The 23,026-nt window shown below is 65.0% G+C and carries 19 protein-coding genes; 6 read left to right on the top strand and 13 right to left on the bottom strand.

Annotated features, from left to right (window positions below; translation table 11 throughout):
• The first annotated feature begins 228 nt into the window (after positions 1-228).
• Positions 229-1,743, top strand: a complete 1,515-nt coding sequence (locus NYR97_RS17900) for a S10 family peptidase (RefSeq protein ID WP_316695104.1) — start codon at positions 229-231, stop codon at positions 1,741-1,743.
• Between the two features lie 244 nt (positions 1,744-1,987).
• Here the strand turns inward: NYR97_RS17900 and NYR97_RS17895 are convergent, their stop codons facing one another.
• From NYR97_RS17895 to NYR97_RS17885, 3 genes are all read right to left on the bottom strand, one after another.
• The gene (locus tag NYR97_RS17895; protein ID WP_006452780.1) at positions 1,988-2,749 is read right to left on the bottom strand and encodes a YdcF family protein; all 762 of its coding nucleotides are present in this window, start codon (positions 2,747-2,749) and stop codon (positions 1,988-1,990) included.
• Between the two features lie 123 nt (positions 2,750-2,872).
• Positions 2,873-4,000: an inorganic phosphate transporter gene (locus NYR97_RS17890; RefSeq protein ID WP_316695103.1), complete on the bottom strand. Its 1,128-nt coding sequence runs from the start codon at positions 3,998-4,000 to the stop codon at positions 2,873-2,875.
• A gap of 9 nt (positions 4,001-4,009) precedes the next feature.
• Positions 4,010-4,636, bottom strand: coding sequence for a DUF47 domain-containing protein (locus NYR97_RS17885; RefSeq protein WP_006452783.1), 627 nt, complete (start codon positions 4,634-4,636; stop codon positions 4,010-4,012).
• Positions 4,637-4,911: 275 nt separating this feature from the next.
• Here NYR97_RS17885 and NYR97_RS17880 point away from each other — a divergent pair, with 275 nt between their 5' ends.
• Together NYR97_RS17880 and NYR97_RS17875 are read left to right on the top strand one after the other, a co-directional pair.
• Positions 4,912-6,252: a hemolysin family protein gene (locus NYR97_RS17880; RefSeq protein WP_316695100.1), complete on the top strand. Its 1,341-nt coding sequence runs from the start codon at positions 4,912-4,914 to the stop codon at positions 6,250-6,252.
• Complete coding sequence (locus NYR97_RS17875; protein ID WP_205391721.1) at positions 6,236-6,907, top strand: exopolysaccharide biosynthesis protein; 672 nt, start codon at positions 6,236-6,238, stop codon at positions 6,905-6,907. Before NYR97_RS17880 ends, NYR97_RS17875 begins: the two co-directional genes overlap by 17 nt.
• A gap of 35 nt (positions 6,908-6,942) precedes the next feature.
• Here NYR97_RS17875 and NYR97_RS17870 read toward each other — a convergent pair whose 3' ends face one another.
• Together NYR97_RS17870 and NYR97_RS17865 are read right to left on the bottom strand one after the other, a co-directional pair.
• Positions 6,943-7,443 carry a pyridoxamine 5'-phosphate oxidase family protein gene (locus NYR97_RS17870; RefSeq protein ID WP_119132165.1) on the bottom strand — a complete coding sequence of 167 codons (501 nt, stop codon included), beginning with the start codon at positions 7,441-7,443 and terminating at the stop codon, positions 6,943-6,945.
• Positions 7,444-7,503: 60 nt separating this feature from the next.
• Positions 7,504-8,505, bottom strand: coding sequence for an LLM class flavin-dependent oxidoreductase (locus NYR97_RS17865; RefSeq protein WP_316695093.1), 1,002 nt, complete (start codon positions 8,503-8,505; stop codon positions 7,504-7,506).
• A 443-nt stretch (positions 8,506-8,948) separates the two neighbouring features.
• Here NYR97_RS17865 and NYR97_RS17860 point away from each other — a divergent pair, with 443 nt between their 5' ends.
• On the top strand, positions 8,949-10,355 hold the full coding sequence (locus tag NYR97_RS17860; RefSeq protein WP_425613082.1) for an MFS transporter: 1,407 nt from the start codon (positions 8,949-8,951) through the stop codon (positions 10,353-10,355).
• Positions 10,356-10,387: 32 nt separating this feature from the next.
• On the opposite strand, the gene NYR97_RS17855 is transcribed toward NYR97_RS17860, so the two are convergent.
• Positions 10,388-12,112 (bottom strand): ATP-binding cassette domain-containing protein, encoded by a 1,725-nt coding sequence (locus NYR97_RS17855; protein WP_316695090.1) that lies wholly within the window; start codon positions 12,110-12,112, stop codon positions 10,388-10,390.
• A gap of 84 nt (positions 12,113-12,196) precedes the next feature.
• The gene (locus NYR97_RS17850; protein WP_316695088.1) at positions 12,197-13,258 is read right to left on the bottom strand and encodes a phosphoenolpyruvate carboxykinase (ATP); all 1,062 of its coding nucleotides are present in this window, start codon (positions 13,256-13,258) and stop codon (positions 12,197-12,199) included.
• A gap of 154 nt (positions 13,259-13,412) precedes the next feature.
• Between NYR97_RS17850 and NYR97_RS17845 the strand changes: the two genes are divergently transcribed.
• Complete coding sequence (locus tag NYR97_RS17845; RefSeq protein ID WP_316695086.1) at positions 13,413-14,966, top strand: B12-binding domain-containing radical SAM protein; 1,554 nt, start codon at positions 13,413-13,415, stop codon at positions 14,964-14,966.
• A 57-nt stretch (positions 14,967-15,023) separates the two neighbouring features.
• A complete protein-coding gene (locus tag NYR97_RS17840; RefSeq protein WP_316695084.1) occupies positions 15,024-16,238 on the top strand; it encodes a nucleotidyltransferase family protein in 1,215 nt (404 codons plus the stop codon).
• Between the two features lie 671 nt (positions 16,239-16,909).
• Here NYR97_RS17840 and NYR97_RS17835 read toward each other — a convergent pair.
• The 6 genes from NYR97_RS17835 to NYR97_RS17810 all read right to left on the bottom strand — a co-directional run bounded on the left by NYR97_RS17835 (position 16,910) and on the right by NYR97_RS17810 (position 23,000).
• Positions 16,910-18,022: a glycosyltransferase family 4 protein gene (locus NYR97_RS17835; RefSeq protein WP_316695081.1), complete on the bottom strand. Its 1,113-nt coding sequence runs from the start codon at positions 18,020-18,022 to the stop codon at positions 16,910-16,912.
• Positions 18,019-19,149 carry a glycosyltransferase family 4 protein gene (locus NYR97_RS17830; protein ID WP_316698337.1) on the bottom strand — a complete coding sequence of 377 codons (1,131 nt, stop codon included), beginning with the start codon at positions 19,147-19,149 and terminating at the stop codon, positions 18,019-18,021. Before NYR97_RS17830 ends, NYR97_RS17835 begins: the two co-directional genes overlap by 4 nt.
• A gap of 70 nt (positions 19,150-19,219) precedes the next feature.
• Positions 19,220-19,918: a class I SAM-dependent methyltransferase gene (locus tag NYR97_RS17825; RefSeq protein WP_205391729.1), complete on the bottom strand. Its 699-nt coding sequence runs from the start codon at positions 19,916-19,918 to the stop codon at positions 19,220-19,222.
• Positions 19,915-21,135 (bottom strand): amidohydrolase family protein, encoded by a 1,221-nt coding sequence (locus NYR97_RS17820; RefSeq protein WP_316695076.1) that lies wholly within the window; start codon positions 21,133-21,135, stop codon positions 19,915-19,917. The genes NYR97_RS17825 and NYR97_RS17820 overlap by 4 nt, the downstream gene beginning before the upstream one ends.
• Before the next feature lie 12 nt (positions 21,136-21,147).
• Positions 21,148-21,990, bottom strand: coding sequence for a class I SAM-dependent methyltransferase (locus NYR97_RS17815; RefSeq protein WP_210761843.1), 843 nt, complete (start codon positions 21,988-21,990; stop codon positions 21,148-21,150).
• A gap of 158 nt (positions 21,991-22,148) precedes the next feature.
• The gene (locus tag NYR97_RS17810) at positions 22,149-23,000 is read right to left on the bottom strand and encodes a Wzz/FepE/Etk N-terminal domain-containing protein (protein ID WP_316695073.1); all 852 of its coding nucleotides are present in this window, start codon (positions 22,998-23,000) and stop codon (positions 22,149-22,151) included.
• Positions 23,001-23,026 lie beyond the last annotated feature (26 nt).

The raw sequence follows: 23,026 nt of genomic DNA, 5'->3' as shown, positions 1-23,026 counted from the left end.
CCTGCGGGGCACCTTCTCCGGATGGGAGAAGGGCGTGTTATCGGTTTTCTTTTAGGTCGATGCTTATTTCAGCGGACTGCGCAAGGTCAGACGGCTGCCTGCCGCGGCACATGCTGCTCCAGGCTAGGCAAGCCACATCGGTCAACGCGACACACATGCCTTTGTGCACATCCACCGAGCGCTGCCGGGGCCTAGCATCGTCGCTCCCCTGTTCGAACCTCGATCTCCATGCCCTCTTTTCTCCGTGCCAGCCTGCTGGCCTATGTCCTGCTCAGCGGGACGGCGCTGGCCGCTGCGCCAGATAAAAACGATAGCAAGAGCGACGCCAAAAGCGATGCAAAACCCGACGCAGCGGCATCCAAGCCTGCGTCGTTGCCGGCCGATGCCAGCGTGCGTCAGAGCACGCGCGTGGCCGGCCGGACGCTGAGTTACACCGCCACCGTCGGCACACTGCCGGTGCGCGACGCGCAAGGCAAGACCACCGGCGAAGTGGTATTCACCGCCTACACCGTGGATGGCAAGGACCGGCCAGTCACGTTCGCATTGAACGGCGGGCCCGGCGCGTCATCGGTATATCTGAACATGGGCGCGATCGGGCCGAAGGTGGTGGGTTTCGGCGCCGAAGGCGATAGCGCCTCGGCACCGGCGGCATTGCGCGACAACCCCGGCACCTGGCTGGACTTCACCGATCTGGTGTTCATCGACCCGGTCGGCACCGGCTTCAGCCGCTCCCTGATCGGCGACGACGAGGCCAAGAAGCAGTTCTACAACCCGCAGGCCGACGTGGAATACCTCTCGCGCGTGGTCTACGACTGGCTGCTCAAGAACCGTCGCCTGCAGGCGCGTAAATATCTTGTCGGCGAAAGCTATGGCGGTTTCCGTGGCCCGCGCATCACCCATTACCTGCAGACCCGGCTGGGGGCGGCGATGAACGGTGTGGTGCTGGTGTCGCCGTATCTCAATCCGACCCTGGACGACAACAGCGATGTGTCGCCACTGGCATGGATGATGACGCTGCCCTCGATCGCCGCCGCGCATCTGGAGCGCCAGGGCAAGCTCAGCGACAGCGCCATGCGCGAGGTGATCGATTACACCCGCGGCGACTACGCGGTGGCGCTGATGAAAGGACGCACCGACCCGCAGGCCAGCGAGGCGATGCTGCAGCAGGTCACCCGCATGACAGGGCTGGATCCTGCCTATGTGCGGCGTTCGGGCGGACGCCTGGAAACGCAGGCGTATCTGCGCGAGGTGTTCCGCGACAAGGGCGAACTGGGTAGCCGTTACGACTCCAACGTGACTGCATTCGACCCGTTCCCCAACGATCCGGAGCAACGCGCCAACGACCCGTTGCTGGACAGCATCATCGCCCCGACCACCACAGCGATGGTGGACTTCGTCACCCGCGTGGTCGGCTGGAAGGTCGACGCGCGTTATCAGGCGCTCAATTACGACGTCAACAAACTGTGGGACTGGAACGATGAACTGCGCAAGGGTGCGGTGACGCAACTGCGCCAATCGGTGGCGATCGACCCGAAACTGCGCGTGTTGATCGCGCACGGCTGGAACGATCTCTCCTGCCCGTTCATGGGCTCGGTGCTGACGGTGGATCAGATGCCGGCGATGGGCAACGACCCCAAACGTGTGCAGGTGCGCGAGTATCCGGGCGGCCACATGTTCTACAACCGCGCCAACAGCCAGACAGCATTCCGCAACGACGTCAAGGCGATGTACGAAACACGCTGAGCGCAAGCATCGCCGGCCGCACACGCAGCTGGCGATGCTGCAGGCCGGTTGCAGCAAGCGAATGCGCAGCAGTCGCAAAACCACCGCGCCGAGCCGTTACGTTTCCCAGCCGCCGCGCGTGCGTTGCTCCCGTCGAGCTCTCCACGGCCCCAAGCAACGTTGGAAATAAATCAGCCGCGCACACAAGGACCCACGCCGGCTTTTACGAATCCCGAATCTCGAATCCCCACTCCCCACTCCCTGCTCACAACTCCCCGGGCAGCGTGGCCTTCACATTCCAGCCCAACCACTCGTAGACCCGATAGCGCGCAATGCCCAGATACTCGTGCAAGGCGACATCGGCCACGGTGAAGTTGTAGCTCTGCGGCAACCAGGCCCAGGAGGCGGTCAACCAGTCCGAGCGCACCGGCGTGGCCTCGATGCCGAAGTGACGGAAATACAATTCGGCGCGGCGCAGGTGCGTGGCCGAGGACACCAGCACGACCCGGTCGGCGCGGTACTTGCGCAGCAACGGCTGGCTGAACTGCGCGTTCTGCCAGGTATTCATGCTGGAGGGTTCCATGATCAGATCGGCCTGATCGATGCCTATCCCGATCAACACCTTCCGATACACCACCGCTTCGGACAGGCCCAGCCCGCGCGCGTCGCCGCCGCTGATCTCGATCTTGCAGTCGCCGCCATGCGCGCGGCATTGCCGATACAGCCGCGCCGACTCGACGATGCGGCCGTAAGCAAACATGTTCGCTTCGGCGGTGGCATCCGGGCCATCTGGCCGCACCGTGCCCGCACCCAGCAACACGATCATGTTACGCGCGCGCCAGTCGTTGAAATCGTTGACGCCGGTCTGTTGCAAGCCGTGCAGCATCCAGCTCGACAAGGGACCGCAGCCGACCAGCAGCAGCAACGCCAACGTGGCCGCCGCCAGCGCGCGGGCGCTGCGCCGCCAGCGCCGGCGGCCGATCAGCCAGGACAGCAGGAACAGCACGCACACCAGCGCAAGCATCATCGGCGCGTTTTCCTCAGGCAGAACGCGTTAGAACATCAGTGTCGAGCGGGATGACCTGCAACAGGACCACCCGCAATCAGCGCCGTATCGTCGCCGACCGAGGTGACCAGGCTACGACAGCACTCAGGTCCAGCCAAACCATTCGAAACAACGCAGGATCAGATATGCCACGCCGCCAGCGGCCGGGATGGTCAAAATCCAGGCCCAGACGATGCGCTCGATCACGCCCAGCCGCAGCGAGCGTGGATTCTTGGCAAAACCCACGCCCATGATCGCAGTGGAAATGCTGTGCGTGGTCGACACCGGCATGCCGAAATGCGCGGCCACGGTGAGCACGGTCGCCGAGCTGGTTTCTGCGGCAAAGCCGTGGATGGGGTGCAGCTTGACCATCTTGTGGCCGAGCGTCTTGATGATCTTCCAGCCGCCCGAGGCGGTACCGGCGGCCATCACCACCGCGCAGGTCAGCACGATCCACATCGGGATGCCGTCGCCGGCTCCAATGCCGGTCCCCGGATGCAGGAAGCTCAGCCAGCTCGGCAGATCGTCCAGTGCACCGGCCGACTGCGCGCCGATCAGGGTCATGGCGATGATGCCCATGGTCTTCTGCGCGTCGTTGTGGCCGTGCGCGTAACCCATGTAGGCGGCCGAGGCGATCTGCGCCTTGCCGAAGAAGGCGTTGACCCAGCGCGGACGCGCCAGCCGGCCGATCGGCCCGCCCAGCCTGGCCATGCCGGCGATGATCGCCCACAGCAGCAGCATCACCACGATGCCGAGCAGGAAGCCGGCGATCGGCGAGGTGATCATCGGCACGAACACCTTCCACAACAGGCCCTTGTTCTTGGCCCAGTTGCCGATGTTTTCCGACCAGATCAGCGCGTCCCAATTGTTGTGCGCAGCGGCCAGGCCGGCGCCGCACAGCCCGCCGATCAAGGCATGCGAGGACGACGACGGCAGGCCCTTCCACCAGGTGATCAGGTTCCAGATGATGCCGCCCAGCAGCGCGCACAGAATCACCTGCGGGGTGACCTCGACCACGTTGGTGTTGAGCAGGCCGGAAGCAATCGTCAGCGCCACGGCGGTGCCGGTGAGCGCGCCGATGAGGTTCATGCCGGCGGCCAGCATGACCGCCCAACCCGGCGACAGCACCTTGGTGGCGACCACGGTAGCGATGGAGTTGGCAGTGTCGTGGAAGCCGTTGATGAACTCGAATACCAACGCCGCCAGGATCACCACCAGAACTAGGGTAAGCACGCGGCGACCTCAGCTGTTCTTCAGCACGATCTGGTACACCACCACCCCTGCCTCGCGGCAACGGTCGATGGCCTTTTCCAGAATCTCGAAGAATTCCTTGAGCAGGAACATCTGCAGCGTGTCCAGGCGGCCGGAGTAGATGTCGCGATACAGCTCGAGCATCAGCCGGTCGGCTTCGTTCTCCAGCATGCGCAGCTTGTCGTTGAGCGCGGTCATGCGATCGATGTTCATCTGCGGCAGGTCGGTCACCATCTCCACCACGACAGCCGCAGCCTGTTCCAGCATCGCCGCGCGCGGCGCGAAGTCGATGTGCTCCAGATGCTTGGTGGCCAGCGAATACCGGTCGGCGAATTTCTCGACCTGCTTGGGAATCTTGTACAGCGCCGAACCCAGCGCTTCGATGTCCTCGCGCTCGATCGGGGTCATGAAGCTGTCCACCAGCGCCTGGCCGATCTTGTCGGAGGCGGCGCGCTCGCGCAGGCGGGCCAGCTTGAAGGCGTCCAGCGCGGGTTGGCGGTCGGACGTGCGCATCATGGCGTGCAAGGCCTTAGTGCTGTCGTAGGCGGCCTGCGCCGCTTCGTTCAGAAGCGCATAGAACTGCTTGCCGGAACCGAAGATGGTCTGCAACGAGAACATGGGTGAAGAACTTCCTGCCGTCGAGGGAGAGACGGACGCCGAGGGCGAATTATGACCGTTCCGTGACGTGTCTGGATATCTCGGTGCCTGGGGGCGGCCTTCACATGCGCATTTCCCGGCTCGAACCACCCTGCGGTTTGCTAACATGCTCGCGCGCCTTCGGGTGCACCCTATGGAAGACGACCCCCTACCCTCCCGTTGCCGCTCCGCCCTCGTGCGCGCCGGCCAACCTAATGCCCGCCCGCCCTCCCCTTCACTGACCGGGGAAGACGCCCGTGGTTGAGTTTCTGATCGTTATCGCGCTGATTTTGTTGAACGGCTTCTTCGCCATGTCGGAGATGTCGCTGATGACCTCGCGCAAGAGCCGCCTGAAGCAGATGGCCGGCTCCAACAAGCGCGCCGCGCGGGCCCTGGCATTGGCCGAAAGCCCGGAAAACTTTCTGTCCACGGTGCAGATCGGCATTACCTCGATCGGCATCCTGACCGGCCTGTTCGGTGGCGAAGCCATCGGCCAGGCAATCGGCGAGCGGCTGCAGCTGGCCTTCCCTGCGCTATCGGCTACCTTCTCGCTGGTTGGCGACCCCAAACCGTATTCGGCGGTGATCGGCAGCACGCTGGCGGTGGCCTTGATCACCTTCCTGACGCTGATCTTCGGCGAACTGGTGCCCAAGCGGCTGGCGCTGCGCAATTCCGAAGACATTGCCGGCGTGGTGGCTGTGCCGATGGCGTGGCTGGCCAAGATTGCCGCACCCGGCGTGTGGGTGCTGGCGCGCTCGACCCGGTTGGTGCTGCGCATGCTGGGCATGGGCAAGGACGAATCGGCATCGGTGACCGAAGAGGAGATCCGCATGCTGGTGGCCGAAAGCCACGAGGCCGGCGTGATCGACGCGCACGAGCGCGACATGATGAATCGCGTGATGCGGCTGGGCGACCGCACCGCCGACAGCCTGATGACGCCGCGCAACCGCATCGCCTGGCTGGATGCCAACGCCGAGCCGGAACGCAATCTGCAGGTGATGCGCGAGCACGAATTCTCGCGCTACCCGGTCTACCGCGGCAGCGACCAGGACATCGCCGGCGTGCTGGAAGTCAAATCGCTGGTCACGCGCATGGGCGGGCACGGCGAGAACCTGTTCCAGGCGCTGCGCGATACCTTGTTCGTCTCCGAATCCACGCATGCGATGAAGCTGCTGGAGATCTTCCGCGAAGAACAGCAGTCGATGGCACTGGTGGTCGACGAATACGGCGAAATCCGCGGCCTGGTGACCATCAGCGATCTGATGGGCGCGGTGGTCGGCCGTCTGCAGGCGGTGGAAAACACCGACGAAGACGCGCTGGTGATCACGCGCGCCGACGGTTCGTTACTGATCGATGGCTCGCTGCCGGTGGAAGAACTGCGTGAAGTGCTGGGCGCCGAACTGCCCGAAGCCGACGAAGGCGATTACCACACGCTCGCGGGTCTGTGCATCTATTACTTCGGGCGCATTCCGCAGGCCGGCGAATTCTTCGATTGGGCCGGCTGGCGCATCGAGATCGTCGATCTGGACGGCGCGCGCGTGGACAAGCTGTTGCTGAGCCGCATCGGCGATGAGGACAGCGATGACATCGTCGGATAACGGCGCGCCGCCATCCGATGATTCCGGCGGCGAACACATGCGCTATCGCAATGAAGGCATCCGCAGCCTGCTGGCGGCCTTCAGCGAGGGCGACCCGAATCATGTGTTGCGTGTACGCGAGATTCTGGCCGATCTGCAGCAGAGCGCGTTCGGCGTGTTCCTGTTTCTGGCGATCCTGCCCTCCTTCATTCCGATTCCCGGCGTGGCCGGTGGCATCAGCGGCCCGCTGACAGTGCTGATCGGCGTGCAGATGATGTGCTGCCTGCGCAAGCCGTGGGTGCCGCGTTTCATAGGCGATCGTGGGCCGCGCCGCAGTACCAGCCAGCGTTTCGTCGCGCGGCTTGCGCCAACGCTGCAGCGCCTGGACCGGCTGCTCAAGCCGCGTCTGCACGGCATGCTGGATCGTGTTCCGGCGCAGGTGTTCACCGGCTTGCTGCTGGTGCTGGTCGGCATCTTGCTGACGCTGCCGATCCCGTTTACCAACTATATTTTCGGCCTGATCCTGCTGTTGTTCGCGCTTGCCCTGCTGGAGCGCGATGGCGCCTTGCTGCTGGTGGGCTGGGCGGCGGCGCTGGTGTCGGTGGCGGTGTTCGGGGTGACTTCCGACCAGCTGCTGGATCTGGTGCGCGATTGGTGGCCGGTCGCCTGGCGCTGATGCGCGAGACGATCGGCACACCTGATCGGTCGCCGTTACTTCAGATCGACCACACGGTTGTCGGACAGGCTGCCCGTGTCGTCGGTGACTGCGGTCATCACGAAGTACAGCGCCTTGCCGAGCAGCCCGCTCGGGCCGTCCCAGTATTCGGCCGATTCGGCACGCACATGGATCAGACGCAGATTGGGGTCATCCTTGCCGCCCGGAAAAAACACCTTCATTGCCGGCGACCAGAGTTCATCGATCTTGGCGCGGTCGTTGACTACGCGCGCGGTACCGGCGACCGACACATAGCTGTTCTTCGACGCCGAGGCGTATGCCACATTGACGCGCGGGTCGGCGGCAATCTCTGCCACCTTCGGGCTATCGGCAGCGGTGGCGAACCACAGGTCACCATCGAATTCGACTTCCTGCGTGCCCAACGGCCGGCTCACCAGTTTGCCGTCGGCCGACACGGTCGTGAACATCGCGATGTCCACGCCGCGGATCAATTCCGCCAATTGCTTGATGCTCTCGCTGCGTTCCTGAAATTGCATGCTGGTTTTCCCAATGGAGGTGCATGCATCTGAGCGGATCGCCGCGCAAAGCGACGTGAATCACGCAGGAGTCACGTCCAGCTCGCGGCAGGCCATGGCGGCGATTTCGAACGAACGCAAACGTGCGGCATGGTCGTAGATGTTGGCGGTGAACAGCAGCTCATCCGGCGTGTGGCGCTCGATAAACTCGGCCACGCCCTGCGCGACCTGTTCGGCATCGCCCAGCACCGTGCAGGCCAATGCGCGCTCCACACCGGCACGTTCGTGCGGTTGCCAGAAGCTGTCAATGTCGTCGATCGGCGCGGGAATCTTGCCCGGCTTGCCGCGCCGCAGGTTGACGAAACTCTGCTGCTGGGTGGTGAACAGGCGACGCGCCTGCGCCTCGGTCTCGGCGGCCACCACGTTCAAGGCCAGCATCACGTGCGGCTTGGCCAACTGTGCGGACGGGCGGAACTCGCGGCGGTAGATGGCCACGGCTTCGTCCATCGCATCGGGCGCGAAGTGCGAGGCGAACGCGAACGACAGGCCCATCGCTGCGGCCAGGCGTGCACTGAACAGGCTGGAGCCCAGCAGCCATACCGGCACGTCCAGCCCGGCGCCCGGCACTGCCTGCACCAGTTGCCCCGGCACCGCCGGTGCGAAGTAGCGCAGCAGCTCGGCGACGTCCTGCGGGAAATGATCGGCACTGTCGAAATAGCGGCGCAAGGCGCGCGCGGTGGGCTGGTCGGTACCGGGCGCACGGCCCAGGCCCAGGTCGATGCGCTGCGGATACAACGACGCCAGCGTGCCGAATTGTTCGGCCACCTGCAGCGGCGCATGGTTGGGCAGCATGATGCCGCCGGCGCCGACGCGGATGGTCTTGGTGCCACCGGCCACATGACCGATCAGCACTGCGGTGGCGGCGCTGGCGATGCCCGGCATGTTGTGGTGCTCGGCCAGCCAATAACGCTGATAGCCCCAGCGCTCGGCGTGCTGGGCCAGATCGAGCATGTTGGCGAAGGCGTGGGTGGTGTCGCTGCCTTCGCAGACCGGCGCCAGGTCGAGCACGGAAATGGGCGTCATCGGATGACTCCGGGGAATGAATGATGTGCAAGAGATGGGGCTGGCCGGCCGGCATTGCTACCCGCTCAGGTGGCGCTGAGGGGATTACAGCATTCCAGTGGTCGAACAGCGGGGATGGTTTATGGAGGCGTTACTCCCTTTCCCCCCCCCCCGGGAGAAGGTGCCCCGCAGGGGCGGATGAGGGTGCGGGCGAAGCTTGGTGTGCTCAACTATTGCTAGGGCCTCGCCCCCGCTCCGCGCCCCGGCCCGCGCTTGCGGCGCGGGCGCTCCAAGACACGCGCGCCAGTGGCGCGCAAGCCGTGCCTTCTCGCCCCGCAGGAGAGGGGCTTTTAGATGCCTGTGGCTGCTGGTGCGCGAATGCGTCGAGCGCGTCGCGAAGCACAGCTGCTGACCGATCAGATGGCTGGCTATGATGGATGCCGAACTGGCCGCGCTGCATGACAATGGCTTTGACCGCTCCGCCTGACCCCGCTTCCGACACCTTGCACATCGCCGCGCGGATCGATCGGCTGCCGGCCAGTGCCACGCTGTGGCGGCTGGTTGGCTTGCTCGCGCTGGGCGGATTTTTCGAGTTGTACGATCTGTTCCAGACCGCCTACATCAGCCCCGGGTTGATCCGCGATGGCATTTTCGCCAACGGTGCCGATGGCGTGTTCGGCATGTCAGACCAGGCCGCGTTTGCGGCTGCGACCTTTCTGGGGCTGTTTGTCGGCGCCGCATTGCTGAGTCCGTTTGCCGACCGTTTTGGGCGCAGGCTGGTTTTTACGTTCGCGTTGGTCTGGTACACCGCTGCCACTGTGGCGATGGGCCTGCAAAGCACTGCCACCGGCGTCATCGTGCTGCGCTTTGTGGTGGGGATCGGGTTAGGCATCGAGCTGGTCACCATCGACACCTACCTGTCCGAATTGGTGCCGCGGCATATGCGTAGCGCCGCATTTGCGTTTGCGTTCTTCGTGCAGTTTCTGGCCGTGCCGGCAGTGGCGCTGACCGCCTGGCTGCTGGTGCCGCATGCACCGCTGGGGGTGAGCGGCTGGCGTTGGGTGGTGTTGCTGAGTGGCGTGTTTGCGCTGGCGATCTGGTGGCTGCGCAGCCGCTTGCCGGAATCGGCACGTTGGTTGGCGGCGCAAGGACGCCATGCCGAGGCGGACGCGGTGCTGATCCAACTGGAGGCGCGCTGCGAACGCGATCTGGGCGCGCCATTGGCCATGCCGCAGCAGGTGGCTGTGCCGTCGGCACACAGCGACACGCAGGCATCGCTGTTATGGCGAGCGCCCTATCGCGGGCGCATCGGCATGCTGGTGGTGTTCCATATCTTTCAGGCGATCGGCTTCTTCGGCTTCGGCAATTGGCTGCCGGCACTGATCTCGGCGCAAGGCACCGGCGTGACCAAGAGCCTGGGCTATTCCTTTGCGATCTCGCTGGCCTACCCGTTGGCGCCGCTGCTGTTGTTGCGGTTTGCGCAGCGCTGGGAAAACAAGTGGCAGATCACCGCATCGGCGCTGGGCGCAGTGCTGTTTGGCGTGCTGTTTTCGCAGCAGCATCAGGCGACCGGCATGGTGGCGTGCGGGGCGATGATTGCGTTCTGCAATGCCTGGATGAGCTTCGCTTATCACGGCTACCAGGCCGAGCTGTTCCCCACCGGATTGCGCGCGCGTGCAGTAGGGTTCTGTTATTCCTTCAGCCGTCTTTCCACCGCCGTGAGCAGCGTACTGATCGGTTGGTTGCTTGCCCAGGTCGGCAGCCATGGCGTGCTGGCGTTTATCGTCATCAGCATGTCGATCGTGGCGAGCGTGATTGCGCTGTTCGGGCCGCGTACGCGCAATCGTGCGCTGGAGGAAATTGCCGGTTAATCCCGTGCCGGCGCGATTGAACTGCGCAGCGATTACGCGCGCGAGCTCGCAACTGCATCGACTTTGACAGCTGCCTGCGCAGCAAGCACGACGCCTAGCGCAACCGTGCGATCGGCCACTGCGGCCAGGCTGGTGCGGTGCGAGACCACCACCAACACGGTCTGCGGCAGACGCTGCCGCAGCATGCGCAACACCTGCTGTTCGGCATCTGCATCCAGCGCGCTGGTGGCTTCGTCCAGCACCGCCAAGGTCGGTTGGCGCAACAGCACTTGCGCCAACAACAAGCGCTGCGATTCGCCACCGGACAGGCGTCCCTCCGGGCCGTTGATCGGCGTCTCCAGACCTCGCCCGTCGCGCTGCAGGCGCGCGCTCAAACCGACATCGCCCAACACCTCCCACATGCGTGCATCCGCTGTGCCAGGCAGCGCCCACTCCAGACAATCGCGCACGCTGCGCTGCCATGGCCGCACGCCCTGGCCGATGTAGGCGCTATGCCGAACCAACGCGCGATACGCGGCGAAATCCAGCCGGCGCCCGGCCATATGCGCGGTGAGCTGCGCGGGCGAGGTCTGCCCGGAAAGCACATCCATCAGACTGCTCTTGCCGATACCGGACGGCCCGACGACCAAGGTCATTTCGCCTGGCAACAGAATCATCGGACCCAGATCAAGCCTGGGCAGCGGCGGTGCCAGGCCGATGTGTTCGATATGCAGCGCTGCCGGCAATGGCACTGCCGTTTCTGCCGATGCGTGCGTGCGCATGGTACCCAGTTCCACATAGCGCCGCCACAACTGCAGCGCCGGCCAGGCCGAGCGCAGTTGCTGCACGCTTTGCCGCGTGGTGACCAGATACGGCAGCAAGCGCCCGAGCAGCAGGCTGACGGTGATCAGCGCGGCGCGGTCGGCGCCCTGCCAGAGATTGGCCAACACCAGAATGCCGGCGATCGCGGCCACGGCAGTGAGTTCGAGCACCAAGCGGCTGCCCGCCACCAGCTCCTGCTGTTGTGCATAGCCCTGCCCCAGCCGCGTGGAAATGCGCTCGTAATGGCGGCTTTCGACGTCTTCGCGTTGGAACGAGCGCACATGCCGCAGGCGACGCGGGAAGTCTTCGCTCAACCAGAACAAACGCGTCATGTCGGCCACGTAGTCGCGGCTGATGCGCGCCTGCCTGTCGCTGCTGGAGATGCGCAAGCCCAACCAGGCCAGGGCGAGCAGCAACGGCATCGCCAGCACCAGCGCGGGTGCGATCAGGACGGCAATGCAGATGCTCACCAGCGCCGTCATGCCGGCCACCAACAGCTGCAGCACCGCGCCGAAACCTTGTGTGGCGATTTCGATGTTATAGGTGAGTACGTTGGCGATTTCTGCCGAACTGGCGCCGGTCAAGGCTGGCAACGGTGCATCGATCAACGCGGCATGCACGCGACGGCGCAGCCCGATCGCGTAGCGGCTGGTCAGCCGTGCGGCCAGCCGCGCGCTGTGCCATCGCAGTGCGGCAAATACCAGGCTGACGCCGGCAAACAGCGCCGCCTGCATCACCAGACCATCAGGCAACGCCAGCCGATAGCCAGCCAACTGCACGCCATGGCCAGGCTGCATCAGGGGCACCAGGCAGACCGCCACGATGCTGCCGGCCAATGCAGCCGCCAGCGACAAGGCGACATAGAGCGCGATGGTTGGCAGGTCTGCAGGCACCAGCGTTCCGACGAACGTGCGCAAGCTGGCACGCCTGCGATCGCGGGGGATGGAGGTCTGCATCTCAGCGATGCACGTCGTGCAAGAGGTGCTTCGGCACGCTGGCAGGCGTCTGGATCTCACCACAACGCACCGGCATCTGCGCCCTCATCGCAGCAACTGCAGCAGTGCATCCACCGATGCCTGCGGATGCGCGCCGCGCCGCAGCGTGAACATGCCCACACGCTGCACCTGTTCGACAAAGCGCTGCCACCCTGGTTGACCGGCGGCGTAAGGTTGATCGCGCGCCAGACAGTCGGCAATCTGCTCGGCCGGCGTTGGCAGCAGACGCTGCGCCGACGTGCTGGCAGGTGTGCCGGACAGCATCACCACTGCGCATAGCTGCAAGGGCGTGCGCGCAAGCCGTGCACGGCCATGGCGGATATCGATCTCGAACTTTTCCACGCCACTTCGACGACGGATGGTCGGCGATGCGCTGATCCACGCGTGAGTGTCTGCATCGACCAGGCCAAGCGCGTCCGAACGCAGATGCAGGAAGTTGGCAACGCCGGTGGTCAGCAGACTCTCCGGCGCAATGAACACGCCGTCCTCGGCGATGAAGTCCAGCCCATGCAGCAAGCTGTGCAGCGCCAGCGTCGACTTGCCCGCGCCGCTGGCGCCGAGCAGCAACACGCTGCGTCCGTGCCGGCCCACGCAGGCACCATGCAGCGGCACCAACGCCATGCCACGTGCGGCGAGCAGGAACACCGCAAATTCGATCAACTCGTAGCGCACGTGATAGGCGTGGGTGAGCATGTCCTCGGAGACCACCAGCATGGCGCGGCGCTCGGGCACCGACAGCATCAGGTAATTGCAGGCATCCATGACGCCGCACAGCAAGCCACCGCTTGCGTGCGTGCGCACCGGTGGCGGTTCTGCGCTCGATGGCGCCTGGCCACGCGCCACCAGATCCAGCGTGATATGGAATTCCGGCGCAGCCGGCAGGCGATGCGCGGGCAAGCCTGCATAGGCGGCATCCACCAACGCCAGCAACGCCTCGCTGTCGCTCTGGAAATGAAACAGCGCACCGAGAATCTGCCGGCGCACCACGAATCGACGCTCACTGCGCTCACCGAACGGGTCTGCAGGCGATAGCGCATTGCCGGGCGCCGCCAGGCGTGCGGTATCGCTCACTGGCAGGAGTTCCGCCAACGCGGCCGAGTGCGGCATGCCTTCCATCCATCGCATCAATCAGCCGGTGTGTGCCGATCCGTTGCTGAAAGGTTGCATCGCGGCCTGCGACACACCTGCATAACGCATGGCATAGCGCGCTTCTCAGCGGCGCAACCAAACGCACCTGCGTGCGCACCTACTGCCGAGCCGAATGCCGGTGTCTGCGCACGCCATTGCTGCGCGTACCTGGCGACAGAACGAGAGCCTTGTGCAGATGCTAAAGATCCAGGTCAGTCATTCGTATTTTCTGCGTTACGACCCGAAGCAATGGGAGCGCGGCAAGCCGTATCCACCGCTGGCAACACTGCAGGTCGCAGCGTTGCTGCGCGAGCGCGGCCATACCTTGAGCCTGTTCGACGCGATGCTGGCCGAGGATGTGCAGGACTACACCGGCGCCTTGCACACCGCGCAGCCGGACCTGGTGGTGTTCTACGAAGACAACTTCAACTTCCTCACCAAGATGTGCCTGAGCCGGATGCGCGAGGCTGCCTGCCAGATGATTGCGCAGGCGCGTGCGGCCGGTTGCCGCGTGCTGGTGGCCGGATCGGATGCCTCCGACAACCCGGATGTGTTTCTGGCCGCTGGCGCGCATGCGGTACTGATCGGCGAAGGCATCGCACCGCTGCTGGAACTGGTGGCGCGCGTCGAAGCAGACCCCACCATCGACACGGGTGCCTGGCTCGCGGGCGTTGCACGTATCGCCACCAGCCCCTCTGCTGAGGCAAACGTGCATCGCGGCGCACAACCGCCGGACGCACGCCTGAGCGGCCTGCCGGCATGGGACCTGGTCGACATGCCGCGTTACCAGCGTTTCTGGCAGCAACGGCACGGATATTTCAGCTTGAACATGGCCGCCTCGCGCGGTTGCCCGTTCCGCTGCAACTGGTGCGCCAAACCGATCTGGGGCAACCACTACAAGCGCCGCGATGCCGAAGATGTGGCTGCCGAAATGATCCACCTCAAACGCAGTTTTCAACCCGATCACATCTGGATGGCCGATGACATCTTCGGCTTCCATATCGATTGGGTGGAAACCTTTGCGCAGCGTTTGACCGATGCCGATGGCGCGATCCCCTTCACCATCCAGACCCGCGCCGATCTGGCCAGCGAGCGCATGGCCGCGGCGCTGGCGCGCGCCGGCTGCGCAGAGGCCTGGTTGGGTGCAGAAAGCGGCAGCCAGCGCATCCTCGACAAGATGACCAAGGGAACCACGGTTGGCGAGGTGATCGCCGCACGCCAACGCCTGGGTGCGCGCGGCATTCGCGTGGGTTTCTTCATTCAACTCGGGTATCTGGGCGAGGAACTCGACGACATCCTGGCCACGCGCGCCCTGGTGAGGCAGGCCAACCCGGACATCATCGGCGTCAGCGTGTCCTATCCGCTGCCCGGCACCAAGTTCTACGAAGAAGTGAAAAACCAGTTGGGCGGCAAGACCCATTGGCAGGACAGCGACGACCTGGCGATGATGTTCCATGGCGCCTACGACTCGGAGTTCTATCGCAGCGTGCGCGATCTGCTGCATACGCAAGTGGATCTGCAACAGGCGCGCGCAACGATGAGCGCCGAGGCGTTCACGCAGGCATCCGAGCACCTGGAAGCACGCTGGTCTGCATTGATCGCCTCGGAACAACAGCATCGCACCGAACCGCTGGTCAGCATTGCCGCAGGTCAACCGCGGCAGCTGGCAACCGTGCTGGTCGCCTAGCTCGCAGCGCCTCTTGATCTCTTCGAACATCACCTCGCCTTATCGGATCAACTTCGCATGCAGCCTTCCCTTCGCACCATCAAGCATGGCCTGCGCACGGCCACCGAACGGCTGGCGCAGGAATTGGCGCAGCCGGGCGAAGTGGCGCCACAATGGGATCGTCTGCAATGGCAGCTGGCAGCAGCGGCGGCGGCAGCGCATGGCGTATCACCGCTGCTGCAGCGTCGCTCGCTATGGCAGAACTCCGAATGGACGACGTTTCTGAGCGAGCAACGCCGCCATGTCGAAGATCGGCATCGGCGCATCGCCCTATTGCTGACGCTCATCGATGCTGCGGCGCGTGCTGCAGGCATCGCATTGGTCGGTCTGAAGGGAACTGCACTGCATCGGCTTGGCGTGTACCTGCCGGGCGATCGGCCGATGGCCGATATCGATTTACTGGTGGAGCCTGAGGACGCGCCAGCTGCAGCAGCACTGTTGTGCGAACTCGGTTACGTGGCCTCGTTCGAACAATGGAAGCATCAGGTCTTCAAGCCGATCCAAGGCGAAGCGGTCGCGGGACTGGGCGAGCATCGCGATGCGCCGATCAATATCGAGCTGCATACGCGCATCCAGGAACGCTTGCCGGTGCACAGCGTGGACATCACATCACGCATCCTGCCGGAGCGCGCGCAGCCGGGCTTGAACCCATATCCGTCCATCGGTGCATTGATGTGCCATCTGCTGCTGCATGCGGCCGGTGGCATCTGCCATCGCAGCATCCGGCTGATGCATCTGCACGATCTTGCATTGCTTGCCACCCGCATGGGGCAGCGCGATTGGGACCAATTGTGGGAAGAGACGAGCGTGTCGCCGTGGTGGGCATTGCCGCCGCTGCTGCTGCTGCAACGCTACTACCGCAGCGTGGTGCCTGCGGCGGTGATGGCGCGCCTGCAGGCCGATTGCCCGCGATTGCTGCGCATGCGTGCGGTCCGCCAGACCTTGACCACCGCCTCGTGCTCCAACCTGTGGTTGCCGGCACTGCCCGGCATCGAATGGTCGCGGTCGCTGAGCGAAGCGCGGCAGTATCTGCACAATCGCGTTGCGCCGTCGGCCGAAAGCCGCAAGGAACGTGCGGACATGTTGCAGACACAGCTGTGGCTTCAAGGGCAACCATGGGTACGGCAGAGCCAGGCGCGCCGACTGATGACGCGGCTTGCTCGACCAGTGCCGCGCACCGACATGTTGTACGTGGTGCGCGCGGCGTTGGATGGGTATTTGCAGCCGGTGTGAGGCTAGGAGCGACTGACAAAACCACTTTACGTAGGTTTGCTGCAGGGTGGCTGATTGGCGGTTTGGCTGCGGAGCCGTTGATCTGTGGCCTGGTTGCAGGGCCCTTGCCCGCCCACCATCGCGGGACACGCCACAAGGCAGAGCGGCTGATCTGTGGCTTGGCTGCGGGGCCCTTGCCCGCCCACCATCGCGGGACACGCTGCAAGTACGTCCTTGTAAGCTCTTACGCGGCATCCATGCCGCGTAAGGTCCCGCGATGGTGGGCGGGCAAGGACCAGTCGAGATGGTCGATGTGCATGGCTTTCAACAAAGCGACCAGCAATCTTTCTGGTGCGGTGCCTCGCCGATTGCGGGACCGTGTGGCGGCATGGATGCCGCCACCGAGCCTACATGGATGTACTTGCGGCGTGTCCCGCGAGCGGTGAGGGCACCGCGCCCTCGACCGACTAGCCTTATGACTCGATTCTGGTGCGGTGAGGCCACAACGCCCTCGACCCACTAAGCTTTGGACCTAAAGCTTCTGACCTAAAGCTTCTGACTGCATCCAACAAGAGAAAGCCAACAAAAACCCATGCGCTCACCGCCAGGCGACCGCGCTCTGCGTTTTGTTGGCTGATCTGAAAGTGGTTTGTGCAAGCCCGCAGTCTATTGCCTACTCCGCGCCCAGGTATTCAGTGCAGCGGGCGCTTCTCGCATAGTTGGCGGTAGAGCTTTTCGAACAGACGCGTGGTCGATGCCGCGTCTTCGCGTACCGCACGGCACTGCGCCGCCCAGGCCAGACGCAAGCGCAGTTCGTCGTCGGCCACCACCTGACGGACGGCTTCTGCCAGCCCGGCCCAATCGCCCGGCGGCACTGCCAGTGCGCAGACCGGTGCCCACTCGACCAGATGCCCGACGGCCGTCCCCACTGTGGGAACACCTGCCACCGCAGCTTCCAGCAGCACCAACGGCCCCGCCTCGTGCAAGGACGACAGCACCAGCAGATCGGCCGATTGCATGATAGGGCGCAACTCGCGCTGGGTCTTGAAACCCAAGAAACGCACCTGCTCGCTCAGACCCAGCTGCTGCACCATGCGATGCATGGCGCCATCCAGGGTATCGACGCCGACCATGTCGAGGGTAAAGGCGACATCGGCGCGCTTGAGCGCCGCCATCGCCTGCAACAACGTGCTCTGGTCCTTGACCGGGTTGAGGCTGGCCACGTGCAGCAACCGTGCGATTGCGCCAGTGCGCGCGCGTGGTGCGGCCGGCGGCCAGGCGCGCAGATCCACGCCCAAGGGCACCCGCTGCGCGCGGATGCCGAGTGCTTGCAGCGAATCGACGATGGGCGCGCTGGCGGCGGTGACGCAGTCGGCCAGGCGCAGGATCACCGCTTCGCGCAGACGCCCGCGCCACTTACGCCGGCCGCCGTAGCCGATGGCGTGCAGTGCGACCAGCTCGCCACCGGCGATATGCACCATGCTTGGGCGACGCAGCAGTTTTGCCGCCGCAACGGCGATCAAGCTGCAGTAGCCGGAAAAGATCGCCTGGATGACATCGAACGGTGCGCGCCGATGCTCCTCACCAATGGCATTGATTGCGCGCAACCGGGTGCGCTGCGCGCCGATGTTGTGCACGGTGGCGCCGCGCAATGTCCAGGTGCCCGGCATCGGCTCCTGATGCAGCACGAAGACATGCACCTGATGATGACGCGCCAGCCATTCGATCAGGGTCAGGAACACCGGAATCACACGGACTTCGCCGCTGCGGTCCACACCGCCCGGTACCACCAAGGCCAGTTTCATGCTGTGCGTCCCGGCGCGGCGGCCAGTAATTGGGTGTAGGCGTTCGCCCAGCGCTGCCCCACGGCGGCGAAGGACAGCCGCGCATCGAAATGCGCACGGATCCGTGTGCGATTGGGTCGCTGCCTGGAGACACGCAATAGCAGTTCCGCCAAGGCCGAGGCATTGCCCACGGGATACAACTCGCCCACCGCACCGGCATCGCTGAGCGCGCGGAAAGCAGGGATATCGGTCAATAGCGGCAAGCGGCCGCAGGCATACGCTTCCACTGCGGCATAACCGCAACTTTCCATATGGCTGGCCGAGACGAACAGATCGCAGGCGCGCAACAGGGTCTCCACGCGTGCATGCGGCACCTGGCCCAGGAGCTGCACACAGCGCGCCAGCTGCGGATCGTCGCGCAGGCGCTGCTGTACCTGCTCCATCAACGGCGCCTGGTCGAACACGCACCACAGCCGCAGCCCGGGCAACACGCGCGCCGCCAACGCGACGGCATCGAGCACGCACAGCGGATCCTTGGCTGCGCTCAGATGGCCGACCCATAACACACACGGGTCGCCATGCAGACGCGTGTGCTCGCGTGCCTGCAAGCGATCGCCCGGCAAGAAGCGGCTGCTCGATTCGGGAATCTCGAATAGCTGCGTTTTTGATCGAAACAGGCGCGCACGCAGAAACGGCTGCGCCAGTTCCAGCGACGTGAAGGCGATGCCGGCAGCCGCCGCATAGCGCGCACGCCACGCAATCCGGCGCCACCAGCGTGGCGGGCGATTGGCATGGTCCTGCAACAGGATGGGACTCTGCGGCAGCAGGCGCGCGAGCCGCCGCGCATCGCCGGCGAATTCCAGCCCGTGCACGTGGATCACGTCTGCGTCGATCTGGCGCAGCATCGCGGCAAGAATGTGCGCACGCTGCTTGCTGCCACGCGCGTCCAGCTCGACGAAGCGGTAGTCAACGCCCTGGCGTGTGAGTCGAGTGTTCAGTGCCGAGGCCTGGATCACCGTCACGCGCACTCCTGCGCTGGCCACCGCCTCGGCGATGTCGGCCAGCGATGGCCATTGCGCGAAGACCTGTTCGACGCTCAGGCCGTCGGGCGTTGGCAGCAGATTGAGTTGCGCCACATGCAGGGTCATGGCGCAGACATCGACTGGCATGCGCGTTCTGCAACGACGATGACGCGCTCTTGCGCGCGGCGCAAGCGGCTCACGCGATACGCCGCAGGCGCATCACCAAGGCAACCGGCACCTGCAACGCTGCCTGGTCGAAACGTGCACCGGGTGGAATATCGGCCGGGTCCAGCATCGGTTCGGCCACCGCTTCGATCGCCAGGCCCAGCGATGCGCATGCCGTATGCCAATGACTGTAGAGATGTTGCGTATGCCGCACTGCGTACTGCCGGCCGTCGGCCTTGAAATCGCGTCGCCAGCCCAGTGCATGGCCGATCGGATGCACATCGCTGCACAGCACGATCCCGCCCACGCGGGTGACGCGATGCAGTTCTTCCAGCGCAGGCCACAGCTGCTGCAGATGCCCGACCACCAGACCGCAGACGCTGAGATCGGCAATTGCGTCGGGCAAGGGCAATTTATCGAGACTGCCTTGTTGCAGACTCACGCGTGCCGCTGGCCAGTCGCGGGCGAGCTCGGTGCCGGCGCGTTGCAGCATCTGCGGCGACAGATCCACACCGGTGACATGCAGCGCGCCACGCTGTAATGCATGCAGCATGTAGCGACCACTGCCGCAGCCGGCATCCAGCACATGTTGGCCCTGCAGGGCGCCGGGCATCAGCGCGAGCATGGCACGTTCTTCGGCCAGCATCACCGGGTTATGGGCATGCGGCGGATACGCCTGCGCCCACAACGCATACGCCGCTGCCGGCTCAAGTGTCGGCACAGCACTCATGACACAGCACCGTTGGCTGCCATCGCAATGGACGGCGCGTGCGCGGCGTGCGGCACGCACTCCAGGCCGGGTTCGAGTGCCAGCACTGCCGGGTCGGCCAGCCTGGCATCGAGCAGTTTGGGGCGACCGTCCAGCAACACCGGTACGGTCTGGATACCGGCCGCCTCGAACCAGTCGGCGAAATCCGGGTCGGCGATGCGCGGGGCGCCATCGCGTATCACTGCGCGCAGTTCACTCCGTTGGCAGCCGATGACGCTGGTGGCAGGATCGCCACCGCGATCGCGCACGATCAGCAGATCTGCGGCTGCGCCTGGCGCGATGCACCCGCGCGCTTGCATGCGCAGGATGCGCGCAGATTGATGGGTGACCATGCCGAGCAATAGATCCGGTGCGAGCCCGCTGTCGGCGGCGATGCGCAGTTCTTCCAGAAGATCGCGCGCACCGCTGATGCGCGAATCGTTGCCCAATGCCAGCCGCCCGGCCATGCACAAGCGCCACGGATCGAGCGTGCGGCCCAGCAGCGCGAGATTGCTCGAAGGACACCACACCACCGCCGCGCCGCGTGCGATCACCCGGTCGATATCGCATTCGCCCATGCCCACGCCGTGGATCAGCACGCTATTGGAGGCCAGGCAGCCTAGCCGATCCAGCTCGTCGAGTTCGGCACCCGCCACTGCGTCGGTGCCTTCGGCCAGGTGGATCATCCACGGATGTCCGGGCGATGTGGCGGCAAAGCTGCCTTGCACCGGCGGGCCATAGCCGGTCCAGCCCAGCGCATAGCTCCAACCGAACTCGCGCAGCAGGCCGACCGGAAAGTTCGCCTCGTCCAAGGTGGCGTGCCAAGGGTCGTGCTGCGCCACGCAGGTGACGCCGGCCAGCAGATTCTTCAAACCGCCGTGGCGCAAGCGCACCGCCTTGGGCACGCGCAACGCAGCCGCCACATCGGGATGCTGAAAATGCGCCTGAAACGCCTCGATCCATGCGTAGCTGTTGGCGAACGGTGCACCTTGCGGCAGCGGCGGCACACAGTTGACCTGCAGATGATCGTGCGCGTTGATCAAGCCCGGCGCCAGCACGTGGCCCTGCAAATCCAGCCGCAGGCTGCCGGTGCCGAGCGTGCCGCCAAAGCGGCCCGCGCGCATCGTCACTGCGGCGCGCGAAGGACCGGCCAGGGTGATCGCGTGTGCGCCCTGCAGACAGACATCGGCCATGGACATCGGCGTCTCCACTCAGCGCTTGCGCATCACGATCAGGAAGTGGTCGCCCATGTCGCGCAGCAGCGGCAGCCCGCCCAAACGGTCGTCGCACTGGCCCAGGCGCTCAGACAGACGCGGATGTCGTTCGCAAAAATCCACCAGGTACGGCGGCGGCAGGAACAGGCTCAAGGCGCGATAGCTGTCCAGCACGAAGTGCTTGTTGAAGGCGCGGTAGAACTCGCGCGGCAGGTGGTACCAGGTCCAGATGGTGTGACCGTTCATGCCCACCGCAGTGACCCCGCGCGCAGCCCGCACCGCTGCGCGCTTGAAGCGCCCGCGCAGGGTGTAGTGGCCGATTTCCCACGGGCAGATGCGCCCGATCACCGAAAACACCAGGCAGCCATCGGCGCGCAGCAGACGCGCGCACTCGGCAGCCACTGCCGGCAGGTCGGGAGCGCAATTGAGCGGGCCGAAGTTGGAGTACATGCCATCGAAGGTGCCGTCCAGCTGATCGAGCTGCTGGATGCCGACGTGGGCGGCGGTCAACCGTGCTTCAAGACCTTGTGTGGCAGCGCGATGGCGGGTGCGTTCGACCATCGCCGGCGACCAGTCGGTGGCCAGCACGCTGTAGCCGCGGCGTGCGAACTCGCCGGCATCCAGACCGGTGCCGCAGCCCAGATCCACCAGCCGCGACCCCACCGGCAGCTCGGCCGCAACCGTCTCCCACAGCGTGGTGCGCATGCGCTGGATCAGCGCATTGTTGCCGCGCGGGCCGTCGTAGTCGGGGGCCACGCTATCGAACGCGCGTTGCGTCTCAAGCAAGCGCTCCGGGGCCACCGTGCCGCCACGCGCCGCATGCTCATTGACCACCGACATGCGCAGCCTCCCACACCAGACCAGTTGTTCTCACGACACTCTCCAGGCGCGACACCGCCAGCGCGGCATCGCTTGATTGACCCGTGAGTGCCACGCGCAGCGGCTTTGGTTGCAGCTTGGTGAGCGATGTCCCACTCTGCTACGCCTTGCCGTTTACATCAGGCGACGGAATGCTCGACGGCAACCCTGCGACGCCGCCATGCATTGCGTAACACCGCTGCCAGCACGCCTAGCCCGGCGCCAGCGAGCAACCCGGCCGCCCAGGCGGTGATCGCATTCGGAAACGCCTGGCGATCGGGCACATACAGTGGCCACGCCAACGAGGTCTGATACGTGTAGCGGGTGGTAAGGCGGGCGATGAGATCGTCGCGCTCGGCTTTCAACGCGCGGATGGTGGTGTTGCTGTCGGTCAGCAATACACCGGCAACCACCTGCGCCGGCGTGGCCGCAGCACCGCCCTGCCCGGCCTGCACCTGCTGTTGCAGTTGCGCCCGGTTGACGAGCGCCGCACGCAGGTCTTCATTCAACCCTTGCAGACGCGTGCGTGCGAGCTCAAGCGCCACCGCATTGGTCTGGCCGTGCAGCGTCTGCAGCTCGGTCACGGTGGCCATCGCAAGGCGACGTGCCTGCGCGGACGATTCGGCACGAATGGTCACGCCGATCAGATTCGCGTACGGGTCCGGATCGGGCTTGAGGCTGCCACGATACAACTGCGCAGCGCGGCTGTTGAGCGGCAGGCCAGCCTTGCGCAGCACCGCATCCTGAAACAGCCGCGTCTTCATGCGATCGATCACGCGTTGGAACGGCTCGACCTTGGGGTCGCGCCCGGCCGGTGTGGGGCCGATTTCGCCGACCTGGATCCAGGCGGTCGCCTCCCACTGCGGTTTGGACAACCGGGTGAAGGCGAACGTCAGGCCAAGCACCACCACCAGCGCGGCCAGCGCCCAGCGCCATTCGCGGCGCAGGATGCGCCACAGGTCGATCAGATAGATATCGTCGTGTTGATTCATGGTGCACCGGCTCTGGAACGTGGTGA

Origin of the sequence: Xanthomonas hydrangeae, assembly GCF_032697525.1 — a bacterium.
GTDB lineage: Bacteria > Pseudomonadota > Gammaproteobacteria > Xanthomonadales > Xanthomonadaceae > Xanthomonas > Xanthomonas hydrangeae.
The sequence above is the reverse complement of the archived record's forward strand: the minus strand, read 5'-3'. Positions and strand labels throughout refer to the sequence as shown.